Raw genomic sequence first — 14057 nt, forward strand, 5'->3', positions numbered from 1 at the left:
TTCTCCTCGAGGTTCTCTATCTCTTTAAAGTGCGGGAAGTCGTTCATAGCCTTGAAGGCGCACTTGATGAACCACTCCTGATAATCGAGGTCAACCGCCGGAAAGGTTCCGCCCTGGATTATGACCTCGACCTTGTCAACGTCGTGGCCGATGTCGGTGAGCTGTTTAAGGCGACGCATCATGATGATGTATGGGTGATAAGCGCTCTGGATTGCCCTCAAAGCGGAAGGCTCCCTTCCCGTGTAGCTCTGGGGGGAACCAACGCTCGGCCCGCCGGGACAGTAGATACACCTGCCATGAGGGCAGGGAAACGGCTTCGTCATCATGGCGACAACAGCCACTCCGCTTATCGTCCTCGTGGGCTTTCTCTTCAGCAAGTCCCTGAACTCCTCGCGCCTCTCTTCAGGAATGGCCTTCAGAATGTCGGAATTGCCCGGAATCTTTGAGAGATGATACTTTCTCGCAACCTTAATCTTCCAGCGGTTGAGCTCGTCCCTGCTCTTAATCTCGCCGCTCATGACCAGTCTCGCAAGCTCTCTAACTGCCTCCTGGAATCTCTCATCCATGGCGACACCTCTCGCTCGATGTAGGGCGGGGTTTTAAAAGGGTTTGCGGGGCATATTCAAGTGAATAGGTGATAACCATGAACCGCGACGAGCTGGTCGCTTTCCTCGACGAATACCTTCAGGTTTCGGCTTACCCGGACAAGTCGAGCAACGGACTGCAGGTGGAGGGGAAGGAAGAGGTCGAGAGGGTAGCTTTCGCCGTTGATACGACGCTCAGAACAATCGAGAGAGCAGTTAAGGGAAAGGCCGACATGCTGATAGTGCATCACGGGATGATTTGGGGAGGTCTTAACTACATAACAGGTATCCACTACAAAAGGCTGAAGGCGCTAATCGAGAATGGCCTGAACCTCTACGTGGCTCACCTGCCCCTCGATGCGCACCCGGAAGTCGGCAACAACGTCGGCCTGCTCAGGCTTCTCGGTCTGGAGCCCAAGGGACCCTTCGGCGAGTACAAGGGCCTGAGCATAGGCTTCTACGGCGAGTTTGAAAAACCACAGCCGATTGAGAAGGTGGCGCAGGTTATAGCTGAAAAGCTCGACACAACCGTCAAAACCTACGAGTTCGGGAAGAGGGAAGTTAAAACCGTCGGCGCGATAAGCGGAGCAGGCGCTTTTGCGCTGGAAGAAGCTTACAGGAAGGGAATAGACCTTTTAATCACCGGCGAATTCGGCCACGCGGATTACCTAACCGCCCTCGACCTGCCCCAGAGCGTTCTGGTTGCAGGCCACTACAAGACGGAGACTCTCGGAGTTAAAGCTTTGATGGAGTTTATTAAGGAAAAGTTCGGGCTGAGCGTCTTCTTCATAGACGAGCCAACGGGACTTTGAATTTCTACTTTTTAAGGTAACTACCTACACAAAAGTGTTAATAACGTGGTTAACCATATACCACGTTAGGTGGCAGGGATGAACAAGGCTCTGCTCGTTATGGCGGTAATCACGGTAGCCCTCGTTGCCTACGCGTTCAAGACCGCCCAGCTGCCGCCCGCGACAATCGACTACCAAGAGGTGTTCTACTTAAACAACCACAGCGTCACGTTCGTAACCAAAGACGGCTTCGGACTGTTTACAATGCACATAAAACCCAGGATAAGCTCCTTTAAACTGACGATTCAGTTTCCCCAAGGCACCACGTACCTCATCCGGTATGGGGCAAAGACGTACAAGGGAACCGATGAGTTCACGATAACCGTCGAGAAGGACAGCGTTCCGAACGAGGTCTACGTTCAGTTTCAGCTCCCCGAGGAGCTTACAAAAAGGATAGTCTACGAGAACGAGACCGCGGAGATTAAGATTACGGGCGAGAAGCCACCAATCTGGCACGCGGAGGACACGATATACATCAAATACAGGAAGAGCGAAGGAAGTTCTTAACCTCCTCAACGGCCTCCTTTTCTCCGATTATTTTGAGTGTGATTCCCCTTTCGGAGGCGTACTCATCAACCCAGCGCACCCTTCCCCGGAAGGACGTCACTACAAAGAGGCTGTCAAAGCCGGCCCTCTCTGCTTTAACAACGTCGTAGAGGACCCTCTGAGGAAACCACTTGAAGGAAGCCTCAAGCTCCACCGCCAAAAGCTTTTTCTCGCCGTCGAGGATTGCAACGTCTATCCTCGTGCCGTCCTTGGTTCTGTATTCTGGAACGGCCTTAAAGCCAAGCTCATCGGCGAGCGCGATTATCTGACGGGTTAGGGTTTTGACCTTGATTGCGGACACCTCAAGGGATTGAACCAAGGGAGGAGAAAAGAAAACTCAGCCGAGCCTTTTCTTGACCTCCTCTATCGCCTCCTCGGCCTTCAGCGGGTTCTTTATCCTGCCCTGCGCGAGTTCCTTCCTTCCGCCACCGCCGCCGCCTGCGACGGAGGTTATTACTTTCGCCAGCTCACCGGCATTGAGGTCGAGGCAATCACCAACCGCCACGACGAAGTGGCCCTCCCTGCTGATGAGTACTACAACCCTCTTGTCCTTCCTGAGCCTGTTCGCCGCTTCACGGAGGTCCTCCATCGTGCCCTCGACGACCGCGCCGATGAACTCTATCTCACTAACCTTCTCGACCTTGTTCTCCAGCTCGTAGACGAGGAGCTTTGCCAGCTCCTTCCTGAGCTTCTCGACCTCTTTCCTCGCTTCCTTCCACTCGTTGAAGAATCTTTCAGCGGTTTCCGGAACCTTCTCCGGCGGGACGCGGAAGATTTCGGCGGTCTTCTTGAGAAGCCTCTCCGTTTCCTGCATCCAGTCGATTGCCGCTTCACCGGCCGCGAAGATTATCCTCTCAACGCCGTCCTGGATTCTCTCGGTGCGGAGAATCTTAATCGGACCGATTAAGCCGGTGTTCGGCAGGTGAGTTCCACCGCAGGCCTGAACGTCCCAGTCCTCTATCTTGAGCACCCTGATGACCCTTCCCGGAACGACGCCACCCTGATAGAGCCTGAACCCGTACTTCATCTCTGCCTCGGTTCTCGGAAGCCACTCCCAGGTCACCTTCCTGTTCTCCATGACGACGCGGTTGGCGAGGCGCTCGATTTCCCTCAGTTCCTCCTCGGTTATGCGCTTGTAGTGAGAGATATCCAGCCTCGCCCAGTCCGTGTGGAGCTGACTTCCAGCTTGCCAGACGTGCTTTCCGAGGACCCTGACGAGTGCGCCCATGAGGACGTGCGTTCCCGTGTGGTGGCGCATGTGCTGTATTCTCCTGTCCCAGTCGAGCTTTCCGTGAACCTTAACGCCCGGCTTGAAGAGCTCCGGCTTATCAACGCGGTGGAGTATGACCTTCCCGACCTTCTGGACGTTCGTAACCTTGACTTCTTTCCCATCAACCTCGAGCGTTCCGGTGTCGTAGGGCTGACCTCCACCTTCGGGGTAGAAGGCCGTCTGGTTGAGCACGACCCAGCCGTCTATGACCCTGAGAACTTCCGCGTCGAACTCCTTCATGAAGGGGTCCTCGTAGTAGAGCGTCCTCGTCTCGGGTAGGTCTTTAACGAGTTCGAAGTCAACGACGTATTCAGCGGCGGTCTTCTTCTCGGTCTTCTCGGCCTGTTTAGCCACGAGCGTGTAGAAGTTGTCGGGAATCTCGACCTTTATACCTTCCTTCTGCGCCACTTCCGCCACTATCTCAGGAGTTAGTCCGTGGCTCTCGTAGAAGAGTATCAGCTTTTCGAGCGGGAGCTCGTTTATGCCCTTCTTCTTGAGCTTGGCTATCTCGCGCTTCACCAGGTCGCTTCCCCTCTTGAGGGTTTCAGCGTACCTCTTCTCCTCGACGTTGATTATGTCGAGGATAACACCCTCCATCTCCTTGAACTCGGGGAAGGTCTTGTGGAGTTCCTTTATGTGCATCGCGACGATTTCAGCGAGCGGAACTTCGAGGCCGAGCTCGCGGAGGTGCCTTATACTCTTCCTGATGAGAAGCCTCGCCAGATAGCCGGCCTTGACGTTGGATGGGATTACACCGTCGGCGAGCATGAAGGTCAAAGCTTTAGTGTGGTCGGCTACCGCGTAGATTAGCTCGTAGGGCCTAACGGCCTTTTCAAGCTCCTCGACGCTTATGCCGACGCGCTTCGCCACCTGCTCCCTCAAATACCTCAGGTCGCCCATGTCCTCGATGTCGAACATTCCAGCCAAACGGGAGTTCTCCATAAGAATTCTCTCGTCTATCTTTTCAACGCCGGCCATCTTCTTGAGCGGCTCGATGACGTAGCCGAGAACGGCGTCGTAAGCTGTAGGCGTGCCGTGGCTCATCCAGACGAGCCTCTCAAGGCCGTAGCCAGTATCAACAACCTTCGTCTCCATCGGAACGTAGTAGTCGCCCTTTATCTCGACAACCTGGCTCGGGTCGGCGTTTTCGGGGGCCTTCTTGTACTGCATGAAGACGAGCGTTGCCACTTCCAGACCGCGGTAGAGGACCTCAAAGGCCGGTCCGGCGTTTCCCCCGCCGGCCCAGGGGTTCTCCTTGAAGGTTATGTCCTCGGGCTTCATCTTCAGCTCCTTGGTGAAGAACTCGAAGGCGAGCTCAACGGTCTCGTCCATCCAGTAAATCGGCTTGCCCGGGTAGTTGAAGGCGTGGTGCGCCATCATCTCGAAAATCGTGAAGTGCCTGCCGGTTATTCCGACGTTGTCGATATCTGTAAAGCGAATCGAGGGCTGACTTATCGTGAGCGGGTTCGCCGGCGGGTCGGCCTCACCGCTGATGACCCAGGGCTGGAAGTCCATGATTGAAGCGCCGACGAGGAGGACGTCGTCCCTCCAGCGCGGAAGAACCGGGTAGCGCTTGACCCTTCCGTGACCGTGCTTTTCGAAGAAACTCAGGAACTTCTCGCGCATCTCGTCGAGGGTGTACTTCTTCGGTATGCCGGGCTTTCCTATGAACCCGTACTCGTCACAGGGAGGGTCGCCGCAGGTTTCCCTGTCCGGGTCGAGCGTCCAGAAGTATTTGCCACACTTGGGGCAACGCTTCCTTATCCATCCTTCCTCCTTGAACATACGAGTCGTCATGTCCATGCCCATTAACCTCACCCCTTTAAGCTGACCTAAGAAGAGGGGCGCTCCTAATTAAGGTTTCCCTCACTCCTTCGAATCGGGGGACAGGTCAACGTCAACGTCTTCGAACTCGTCCGGGCGGATTAACACGACGGGCTTTCCAAGCTTCTTAATCAGCTCAACCAGGTACTTCTCCCTTCTCTTGGCCAGTTCCAGCTTGTGACGGAGGCTTTCGTTTTCGAGGGCCAGCCTGTTGGCCTCATCAACCTTCAGCTTGAGCTGCATCTTAAGCTCGATAATCTCCTCCTCAAGCTCCTCAATGGAGCGCTCAAGCCTCTCAATCTCTCTGATGTACTCGGCGCATATCCATCTCTTCATACAGGTCAGCCCCGCGAAACCTCATCACTTCTCAGGGGGCTCCAGACTCATCATCCCTACGGCACAGAGGGTTTTAACGGTTGCTTTTATAAACCTCTCCACAACGGTTGGCGTTCCAAGATAAAATGTGGACACAACACTTTTTAATTCCAAGGGGCACTACCACAAGGTGGTGTCGTTGCGGAGGCTGGCGGTTTTAATCGCGACGGTTCTCCTGACCGTCATGGCCCTTCCTGCACAGGCGACGGGCATCTCCACCGACTACCAAGAGTTCACCTACGCGGCGACCTACTACTTCAACGCTGACTTCTACGGTTACCCCGTCTATTTCCCGAGCTGGGCGCAGGAGCACGTGTGGGACAGGCACGTCCTCGGCTACGAGAGGGACTACAAGGAGAAAACGACCTTCTACCCGCTCGGCCAGTACGTGGCGGGCAGGAAGCTTCCCGAAACCATGGACGGCTACGACGTGGTCTACCTAATCGAGGAGACGATAGAGTACGGCAACCCCGAGTTCGACGGGGACAGGGTGGTGCTCACCTACGACCTGCCGGGTTACGAGGCGTCCTACTACGGAATAGATGAAATGAAGGCCGTAATCCAGGAAGAGGAGTACGACGGGTACGTTTACTTCGAGGTCGTGACTGCCTACCCGGTTTACGGCCCGGACGTTGCCGTCTACGAGGACCATCACTGGGTTGATTAAAGTCAGAGGCCGAGGAGGGTCATAAGCTCCCCAACGGCTTCTTCCTTTTTCACAACTTTCTGTTCGCCCGTTTCCATGTCCCTTATCGTGACGTTGCCGCTCTCAAGGTCTTTTCTTCCCACGATGACGACGTGAGGAACTCCAAGCCTTCCGGCGTAGTCCAGAGCCTTTCTCAGCTTCCTCCCAGTCAGCTCGAGGTCGGTTTCAACGCCGGCCCTCCTCAGGGCCGAAACTATCTCTATCGCCGCTTTCCGAACCCCCAGCTCTTCTCCAACGGGAATAACGTAGACGTCTGGCCTGAGCTTGACCTCAGGAATCAGCCCCTTCCGCTCGAGGATTGGGATTAGCCTTTCGATGCCTATTGCGAAACCAGTGGCGGGTGTCGGTCTGCCCCCGAAAACCTCGATGAGGTTGTCGTAGCGGCCGCCGCCGCCAATCGAGCCGATTCCGAGGTCGTTCGGCGCTATCGCCTCAAAAACCACGCTCGTGTAGTAGTCGAAGCCCCTCGCTATTCCGAGGTCAATTCTAATCCATTTCGAGACCCCGTAGGCGTCGAGCAAATCGACGAGCTCGTAGAGGCGCTTTATCTCGGCTTTAGCTTCCTCGCTTGTGAACAGCTCCTCGGCCTTCGGGAGAACCTCGTTCGGCTCGCCCTTGATTTCAACCAGCGAGAGAACCTTCTCGACTCCTTCATCGCTCAGCCCGATGTCCCTCAAGGCCTTGACGAACTCCTCTTTGGTAAGCTTGTCCTTCTTGTCTATGAGCCTCATGAGCCCGATGTCGTCTTTGACGCCGAGCATCTTGGCGAACTCGTCGAGCAGAACCCTGTCGCCGATGTTGACGGTGAAGTCCTCCAAACCGGTCGCGAGGTAGCTCTCGGTGAAGAGCGCTATAACTTCAGCATCGGCCTCAACTTTATCGCTCCCTATTAGCTCCACACCAGCCTGCCAGAACTCCCTAAAACGGCCGCTTTGAGGTTCTTCATACCTGAACATGTTCGCTATGTAGTACCACTTTATTGGCTTCGGGGCCGTCTGGAAGGAAGCAACGTAGAGCCTCGCAACGCTCGACGTCATGTCAGGGCGGAGCGAGATGTCCCTTCCGCCCTTGTCGAGGAAGGCGTAGAGCTGTTTTACAACCTCCTCACCGCTCCTGAGCTTGAAGAGCTCGGTGTACTCAAAGGTAGGAGTTAGAACCTCGTGGAAGTTGTAGCGCTCAAAGGTTTCGCGAATCCTCTCGAAGACCCATCTCCTCTTCGCCATCTCCTCTGGTAAAAAGTCCCTCGTTCCCTTAACGCGCTCAACCTTCATCCCTCTCACCTTTTCGGAAGAGAGGAGGGAGAAGTTAAAAGGTTATCCCGGCAGGTTTTGACGTTCATCCGGCTGAGGTCATGAGGAGGTATATCCCGACGACGCCCTCGACCATCATTTGCGCCCCAATGGCCATTATGAAGAGACCGATTATCCTGATTGTGACGCTCAGAAGGGTCTTGTTCACGGACTTCATCATGTAGAGCGCCACGAACATTGAGAGCGCAACGATTGCTATCGCTATGGCCGTCGCTGAAAGAGAAACGAGGTAGCCGTACTCCGCCGTGAGGGTTATCACCGCGGTTATTGCCGCGGGGCCGGCTATGAGTGGCATCGCGACCGGGACCGCCGCTAAGGCGAGTATGTCGCGCTCCCTCTTGAGGGTGAACATTCCACCGCCTTCCAGAGCTTCGAGACCGATTTTGAAGAGAACGAAGCCGCCGGCAACTTTCAGGGCGTTTATGTTGATGTGGAAAATCTCCTGGAGGATTATCTGGCCCGCTATCGCGAAAGTCGCCAAGAGGAGAAAGCCTATCAGGTTGGCCCTTACGATGAGCGCCCGGATGTCCTCTATTTGAAAGTCCTCGCGGAGGAAGGTGACGAGGAGTATCTTATCGCTCGGGTCAATCATGATGAGCATCAGCAATGCCGAACTCAGTATGGTGGTGACTTCACTCATGTTGGGAGCTGGGGAAAGCGATTTAAAAAGCTACCCCAACCAAGAGCGAGCGATGACGAAACCGGTACTGGCTGAGTCGTGATGAGCACTCGGTTGGCCGAGCTGTTGGAACAGAAAGGGGAGGGCCTTCAAACTTCCCCGCTTATTCCCCTGAGCCTCCTGAAGACGCTCTTCCTGACTATGAACTTCTCGCCACCCTCCCTAAGCTGGAGCACCATGGGGAACATCACCCTCAGTAGGGGAAGGGCCTCTGAGGAGGCCTTCTCAACGGCCTCAACGTTGACGAAAACAACGTTGATAACGTCCCTGCTCTGGATGATCTGCCTGCCGATGTCGTGTATCTGTTCTATAAGCTCCTTCCTGTTGAACAAGTTCATGACCATCTCGATGCCCAGCTGGACGTTAATCCTGACCTCGCTTCCCTCCCCGGCGATTATCTTTGAAAGGGCCTCATCGTACCGGGTCTTGTAAACCGGATAGGGAGAGATTGGAACCTTGTGGAGGACGTTTCCAGCGCTTATCTTGCCGCCGACCTTGATTACCGAGACCCGGTCAATGAATCCGACGTCCAGTCCCAGCAGTTCCGCCTGATAGAGGTACACTGGAAGGGCATCCACGAAGTCCGTAACAACGAGGTTCATACCATCCCCGTACCGCTCCGTGATTTCCCTGAGGAACTTTACGAAGGCGTACCCCACTATGTCCTCCGACGTGTGCTCCACCAACGCACTCGTCCTTCTCTCCATGATTATGTCCGCGATTCCCATTTGGACCACCTCCCTTTGCACGGTTCTTGCCTGTTATGTAACATTTTTAAACTTTTTTGCGATTTTTTGTAACAAAAATCTTGATATATATCACAAAATACAACAAAAAAGCCCCAAAATAGTACATTATAAACGCACTGCTAAAATCTGTTTAAAGGGCCATACATCAAACCAAAACGACCCAGGGGGTACGTGTTTGAGAACCTAAGGTAACGGAAACACTCGCGAAACAGCGGGAATGACAAAACAATCGGCAACGCTCAACAGGATTTGTTACTCCCCAGAACAGCGTTACAAATGTAACATAGGCTTGTGGAAACCCAGTTTAATGGAACAGAAATGAGGAAAAAACAAACAGGTCATTCACCCAGTAGCGAGTCAAGCAGCTTCTCCATGAACTCCCTATCCTTGATTGCGCGTCGGGACAGCCTCTTAACGGTCGGGTATGGAATTCCAAGTAGCTTTGAAATCCCTGAGTCGCTGAGGCCGGCCCTGAGGCGCAGGTAAGCGACGGCTATAAAGGCCTTGATGTCGTGAACCCCCTTGAACGGAGTCCCCTCGAGTTCTGTGAACGTTTTGCCGCAACGTTTGCACTGAAAACGCTGGACTCGAAAGCTCTCCCTCCCAACATGGCCTATCCTAACCAGCCTCCCTGAACCGCAGGAGGGGCATGCGAGGCCGAAGCCGAACCCTTCTGAGGGCCTCAAGGACGTCTCTCTCGGAAAAGCTCGTTATGAGCGAAAGCTCCCACACGAGTCTTGTTTCCATCTTAACCACCTCCACTTCCCCATCCCCGGAACTTTCGGGAAACATTTTATAAATTTTTGTAACTAAACTGCCACTTCAAGGTTCGAGGAACAGCATAGGTGAACAGAAACAACTTGGAATCTTTCAAATGCGACCGAACAAATTATTGACATTAACAATTCAAAAAGATGGTAGAAATAGGAAAAAATTAACCAAAAACCTGCCAAAAGCTTTTTAAATCTTCGACCATAGAACTTGGCAAGGGAAATATGGTTTCCGAAAAGGAAATCGGCAGGTTCTACGACGTTATTATTATCGGAGCCGGTCCGGCTGGCCTTTTCGCGGCCTACGAGCTGGCCGAAAAGAGCAATTTGAAGGTTCTCATCATTGAAGAGGGAGGCGACGTCAGGCAGAGGGTTTGTCCGATGTTTGAGCTGGGCTACTGCATAGAGTGCAAGCCCTGCCACATAATGAGCGGCGTCGGCGGTGCCGGCGGGTTAAGCGACGGGACCATAAACCTCCGTCCTGACATCGGCGGAGACCTGAGGGAGCTGACCGGGGATGAGAACTACGCCTGGCAGCTCGTCTGGGAGGTAGACCAGATTTTCCTAAGGCACGGGGCGCCGAGAAACCTCTACAAGGGCAACCCGGAACAGGTCAAATACTGGGAGCAGAAGGCGGCCCAGGCGGGGGTCAAGTTCATCCCGATAATCCAGAGGCACATAGGCTCGGACAGAACGCCTCAGGTGATAGAGAGCATAAAACGGCACTTGGAGAGCAAAGGCGTGAAGTTCCTCCTCTGGACTAAAGCCCTTGAGTTCGGGAAGGGCTGGGTGAAGGTGAGGAGAGGAAAGGACGTCTTCGAGATTAAGGCGAAGTACATAATCGTCGCCCCCGGCAGGGGTGGAGCGGACTGGTTCCATGGGGTTGCTCAGAAGATAGGCCTCAAAGCAAGGCACGGCCCGATTGACGTTGGCGTCCGCGTCGAGGTTCCCGCGATAGTCATGGAGCCCATAACGAGCATAAACCACGACCCCAAGTTCCACATCTACACAGACACCTACGACGACTTCGTGAGGACATTCTGCACCAACCCAAACGGCTTCGTCGTCGAGGAGCGCTACGATGGCTACGTCGGCGTAAACGGCCACTCGATGCACGAGAAGAAGAGCAACAACACAAACTTCGCCTTCCTGAGCAGGATTGAACTTACCGAGCCCGTCGAGGACACGACGGCCTACGGCAAGAGCATAGCGCAGTTAGCTACCACGATAGGCGGTGGAAAGCCCCTGATTCAGCGCCTCGGGGATTTAAGGAGGGGAAGGAGGAGCACGTGGGCGAGGATAAGGAGGAGCGACGTCGAGCCGACGCTGAGGAACGTAACTCCCGGCGACATAGCGATGGCTTTACCGCACCGCGTCGTGACGAACATCATAGAGGGCCTTGAGAAGCTCGATAAGGTCCTGCCCGGCGTTGCCAGCGACCACACGCTCCTCTACGCGCCGGAAATCAAGTACTACGCCATGAAGGTCGAGGTCGACGAGAACCTCGAAACGAGCATCGAGGGAATCTTTGCGGCAGGAGATGGAGCCGGTTTGAGCAGGGACATCGTCAACGCGGCCGCGACAGGTTTGCTCGCCGCTCGCGGGATACTCAAGAAGGAGGGGTTGTACACGGAGAGGGACTTCAGGAAGCCCGGCAACTGGAAGGCGAAGGTCGAGGCGCTTGAGTAAGTGAAACCGAGTTCATGAACAGGAGATTGTAAGTGGTTACTACTGTTTAAATTTGGTTTATTTTGGAACTTTTTATTCTGTTTAGGTGTGTTTATTTAACAGAAAGGTTTTTATATTGTTAGTTACTTATTTACATTGGTGGTTCCTTATGTCGAAGTTTGGTTTGTGGTGGGTTATGTGGGATAAGAGTACTGGAACTCACAAGTCGAGGATGACTTACAAGGGACAACTTCCAGTTTCTTTTTATGAAGCTGTCCAATGGTTCAAAGATAGAGACTTTGATGTTGCAGTTTTTCTTGGAAACATACGTTATTCTGGGAGAAAATTAACAGAGTACACTATAAACAGTCTTAAGGAATATATCAAAACCTATACATGTGCAGAGGGGAAATATCAAACAGGTTATTCAGATGGGCAGAACTTTTCACAATGGGTTTCATCTAAGGTAAATAGAACATTGGAATATTATATAGTAATTCCAGAATCGTACATGCTTGAAAGAACAATAACAGGCGTTGTAAACGGGGGGAGAGTGGAATACAACTCTATCCCAAGGGACTGCCCAGCGAATGGTTTCTATAATTCATATTGGCATGGCTGGATTGATGGTGTTCTCAGCGTGCCTGATAGTAGCAGACTTGGTTTTTACTGGGGTTACGAAAGTTGCCTCCAAGCAACTGTTCACGATCCAAATCTGAAATACATATTTAATCCATTCTGCAACTATAACAACACAGAGTACATCGAGAAATATACCTCATTCCTTAAAGATATGAGCAACTACATCCATAACCACGGGTTGGAATTAATCTGGATTCCTACGATTGGAAACAGGACTATGAAGTACGTGACTAATCCAAATTACGTTGCTGTTCCTATTCTTGCTAGATATTTTAATCAAGTGTTTGTCCAGCCTCACTATTATCAGACTACTAAACTGAGTGATGGTAGTGATTACTCGTTCCAAGAACTCGTCCGCCGTGTGAAGTGGATGTACGAGAATGGACTTTCCATTGAAATGGAGGCCGACAACAGCATAATTGGAGAACCAAGCAACTGCGCATACTGCAAAAGCACTCAGAACAGGAAAGGTTGTGACTTGACTCTCACTCCAGAAACAGAAGAAAAATGCATCAACCGCGCATGCGATTACGTAAATGCTATACTGGAGGCCTATTCAGAGTTGTTTCACCGTCCACCATTATCACCAGGAACGGTTATTAACGAACTCTTTCCCCATCGGGCTTACTATTTCGGCACAGACTTTGAAGTGGTAACCCGGGTGAGATCCAAGTGTCCAAACTGGTGATTCCCCTCTTGCTCCTTCTTCTCCTTGCCCCACTGACATCGGCGGCTTATTCTGTAAAACTTAACGGCTTCCAGTACGTTGTCAGCTATGAAGTCTACTCCAACGGAACAACGGCCCTAATCAACGCCGAAATAGACAACATGGGGACCACCTGCGACATGGCAGGGAACTGTTGGGAAGAAGTGTACGATTCTTATGAATACCTCCTTTATTATAACGGCTCTCAGCTTTTCCTCTTGAACTTTACTTGGTGTCCCCCCACAACTCCAATTCCAGCGTACGTTAATGGTAGCTGGTACTTAAACGTAACAGCCTGCGGAATACTTCACTATGTTTACCGGTTAAACCTCAAGAGCTTTTGCATTAAGGAAGTCGCCGTCAACTGGTCCCAACTTGCCAAAAACAGCACGTTCAAAGACAGAATCAACGGCTGGAAAATCGTGATTCCGAGGGAGTTTTTGCCCTCACCTGATTACGGACCTTTTAAAGCGTATTTCTTCATTGGAGTGAATTCAAGCGTCACGAAACCCACAAGCGTCCCACCGTTCATAGCAATACCACCCTACTCAAAATTCCCGGTTTACTTCCTCCTTGAAAAGAATGGACAAGTGAAAAACGTGACGCTATTCTACATCAACGCGACTGAAAACCTAACCGGCTTTTGGTTTCCAGGTAGCGTTAAAATCGTTAACGTGACCTCCTGCAAGCCGATTGTTACCCAAGAAAACACCACCTCGAACGGGACTGCAACCCAAACAAGCGCTCAGGAAAACACCACAATTCACATCACAAACACCACCAGGGAAACAACCAAGACGCCTATATACTCAAACAAAACACAAACAAACACAAGCACGACTCCAACATCACCAGCCACAAAAGAAAAAAGCATCTGCGGACCCGGTCTGATAATGATTGTTGCACTGAGCGCCGCGCTTCTCGCAAGAAAGATATGACATCAAGACTCGACCAAAGGTTAACGTTAAAAGCCGCCACTCTCTTCTATTTCCGGTGGAAAGAATGCCGATGAGATGCAAGTTTTGCGGTAAGCCGGCCTTCATCAAGCTCCACTATCCAAAAATGTACCTCTGCGAGGAGCACTTTAAGGAGTACTTCGAGAGAAAGGTAAAGCGGACGATAGAGCGCTACAAGATGCTCAAGCCAGACGAGAGAGTTCTGGTGGTTGTCAGCGGCGGAAAGGACTCGGCCGTTACTGCTTACATCCTCAAGAAGCTCGGCTACAACATTGAGTGCCTCCACATAAACCTCGGCATCGGCGAGTACAGCGAGAAGAGCGAGAGCTACGCCAAAAAGCAGTGCGAGGCCTTAGGTGTTCCGCTCCACATCGTCCGCGTCAAGGAACTCCTTGGGAAGGGAATCGGCGAAGTGAAAACG

At 52.6% G+C, this 14057-nt stretch carries 14 protein-coding genes and 1 pseudogene; 7 read left to right on the forward strand and 8 right to left on the reverse strand.

Features of this window, described 5'->3' with window-relative positions; translation table 11 throughout:
• A pseudogene (locus MVK46_RS02625) lies at window positions 1–566 on the reverse strand (radical SAM protein); the annotation flags it as partial.
• Window positions 567–643: 77 nt separating this feature from the next.
• On the opposite strand from MVK46_RS02625, the gene MVK46_RS02630 reads away from it, so the two are divergent.
• Both MVK46_RS02630 and MVK46_RS02635 read left to right on the forward strand, forming a co-directional pair.
• A complete protein-coding gene (locus MVK46_RS02630; protein WP_297535076.1) occupies window positions 644–1396 on the forward strand; it encodes a Nif3-like dinuclear metal center hexameric protein in 753 nt (250 codons plus the stop codon).
• A 78-nt stretch (window positions 1397–1474) separates the two neighbouring features.
• A complete protein-coding gene (locus tag MVK46_RS02635) occupies window positions 1475–1942 on the forward strand; it encodes a hypothetical protein (RefSeq protein WP_297535078.1) in 468 nt (155 codons plus the stop codon).
• Here MVK46_RS02635 and MVK46_RS02640 read toward each other — a convergent pair.
• The 3 genes from MVK46_RS02640 to MVK46_RS02650 are packed head-to-tail and all read right to left on the reverse strand — an operon-like array spanning window position 1911 to window position 5411.
• Window positions 1911–2282 carry a hypothetical protein gene (locus MVK46_RS02640; RefSeq protein WP_297535079.1) on the reverse strand — a complete coding sequence of 124 codons (372 nt, stop codon included), beginning with the start codon at window positions 2280–2282 and terminating at the stop codon, window positions 1911–1913. The two genes, MVK46_RS02635 and MVK46_RS02640, sit on opposite strands and share 32 nt — an antisense overlap.
• A 36-nt stretch (window positions 2283–2318) precedes the next feature.
• A complete protein-coding gene (gene alaS, locus MVK46_RS02645) occupies window positions 2319–5060 on the reverse strand; it encodes an alanine--tRNA ligase (protein WP_297535081.1) in 2742 nt (913 codons plus the stop codon).
• 57 nt (window positions 5061–5117) lie between these two features.
• Window positions 5118–5411 (reverse strand): hypothetical protein, encoded by a 294-nt coding sequence (locus MVK46_RS02650; protein WP_297535083.1) that lies wholly within the window; start codon window positions 5409–5411, stop codon window positions 5118–5120.
• 172 nt (window positions 5412–5583) lie between these two features.
• On the opposite strand from MVK46_RS02650, the gene MVK46_RS02655 reads away from it, so the two are divergent.
• A complete protein-coding gene (locus MVK46_RS02655; protein ID WP_297535085.1) occupies window positions 5584–6117 on the forward strand; it encodes a hypothetical protein in 534 nt (177 codons plus the stop codon).
• Between the two features lie 2 nt (window positions 6118–6119).
• On the opposite strand, the gene hisS is transcribed toward MVK46_RS02655, so the two are convergent.
• The 4 genes from hisS to MVK46_RS02675 all read right to left on the reverse strand — a co-directional run bounded on the left by hisS (window position 6120) and on the right by MVK46_RS02675 (window position 9580).
• Window positions 6120–7427, reverse strand: a complete 1308-nt coding sequence (hisS, locus tag MVK46_RS02660) for a histidine--tRNA ligase (protein WP_297535087.1) — start codon at window positions 7425–7427, stop codon at window positions 6120–6122.
• A 64-nt stretch (window positions 7428–7491) separates the two neighbouring features.
• A complete protein-coding gene (locus tag MVK46_RS02665; protein ID WP_297535088.1) occupies window positions 7492–8106 on the reverse strand; it encodes a MarC family protein in 615 nt (204 codons plus the stop codon).
• Window positions 8107–8234: 128 nt separating this feature from the next.
• The gene (locus MVK46_RS02670) at window positions 8235–8873 is read right to left on the reverse strand and encodes a DUF257 family protein (RefSeq protein WP_297535090.1); all 639 of its coding nucleotides are present in this window, start codon (window positions 8871–8873) and stop codon (window positions 8235–8237) included.
• A 359-nt stretch (window positions 8874–9232) separates the two neighbouring features.
• Window positions 9233–9580 carry a transposase gene (locus MVK46_RS02675; protein WP_297535091.1) on the reverse strand — a complete coding sequence of 116 codons (348 nt, stop codon included), beginning with the start codon at window positions 9578–9580 and terminating at the stop codon, window positions 9233–9235.
• A 309-nt stretch (window positions 9581–9889) separates the two neighbouring features.
• On the opposite strand from MVK46_RS02675, the gene MVK46_RS02680 reads away from it, so the two are divergent.
• The 4 genes from MVK46_RS02680 to MVK46_RS02695 all read left to right on the forward strand — a co-directional run.
• Complete coding sequence (locus tag MVK46_RS02680; RefSeq protein ID WP_297535092.1) at window positions 9890–11353, forward strand: NAD(P)/FAD-dependent oxidoreductase; 1464 nt, start codon at window positions 9890–9892, stop codon at window positions 11351–11353.
• A gap of 148 nt (window positions 11354–11501) precedes the next feature.
• On the forward strand, window positions 11502–12662 hold the full coding sequence (locus tag MVK46_RS02685; RefSeq protein WP_297535093.1) for a DUF4855 domain-containing protein: 1161 nt from the start codon (window positions 11502–11504) through the stop codon (window positions 12660–12662).
• Entirely contained in the window at window positions 12647–13618 is a 972-nt protein-coding gene (locus tag MVK46_RS02690; protein WP_297535094.1) for a hypothetical protein, read from the forward strand. The genes MVK46_RS02685 and MVK46_RS02690 overlap by 16 nt, the downstream gene beginning before the upstream one ends.
• 70 nt (window positions 13619–13688) lie before the next feature.
• A partial coding sequence (locus MVK46_RS02695) for a 7-cyano-7-deazaguanine synthase (RefSeq protein WP_297535095.1) occupies window positions 13689–14057 on the forward strand: 369 nt, incomplete at its 3' end.

Origin of the sequence: Thermococcus sp. (assembly GCF_027066465.1) — an archaeon.
Taxonomy (GTDB): domain Archaea; phylum Methanobacteriota_B; class Thermococci; order Thermococcales; family Thermococcaceae; genus Thermococcus.

Coding starts and splice junctions, on each gene's coding strand:
- MVK46_RS02630 (WP_297535076.1), top strand. CDS start 644: ATGAACCGCGACGAGCTGGTCGCTTTCCTCGACGAATACCTTCAGGTT.
- MVK46_RS02635 (WP_297535078.1), top strand. CDS start 1,475: ATGAACAAGGCTCTGCTCGTTATGGCGGTAATCACGGTAGCCCTCGTT.
- alaS (WP_297535081.1), bottom strand. CDS start 5,060: ATGGGCATGGACATGACGACTCGTATGTTCAAGGAGGAAGGATGGATA.
- MVK46_RS02650 (WP_297535083.1), bottom strand. CDS start 5,411: ATGAAGAGATGGATATGCGCCGAGTACATCAGAGAGATTGAGAGGCTT.
- hisS (WP_297535087.1), bottom strand. CDS start 7,427: ATGAAGGTTGAGCGCGTTAAGGGAACGAGGGACTTTTTACCAGAGGAG.
- MVK46_RS02665 (WP_297535088.1), bottom strand. CDS start 8,106: ATGAGTGAAGTCACCACCATACTGAGTTCGGCATTGCTGATGCTCATC.
- MVK46_RS02670 (WP_297535090.1), bottom strand. CDS start 8,873: ATGGGAATCGCGGACATAATCATGGAGAGAAGGACGAGTGCGTTGGTG.
- MVK46_RS02680 (WP_297535092.1), top strand. CDS start 9,890: ATGGTTTCCGAAAAGGAAATCGGCAGGTTCTACGACGTTATTATTATC.
- MVK46_RS02685 (WP_297535093.1), top strand. CDS start 11,502: ATGTCGAAGTTTGGTTTGTGGTGGGTTATGTGGGATAAGAGTACTGGA.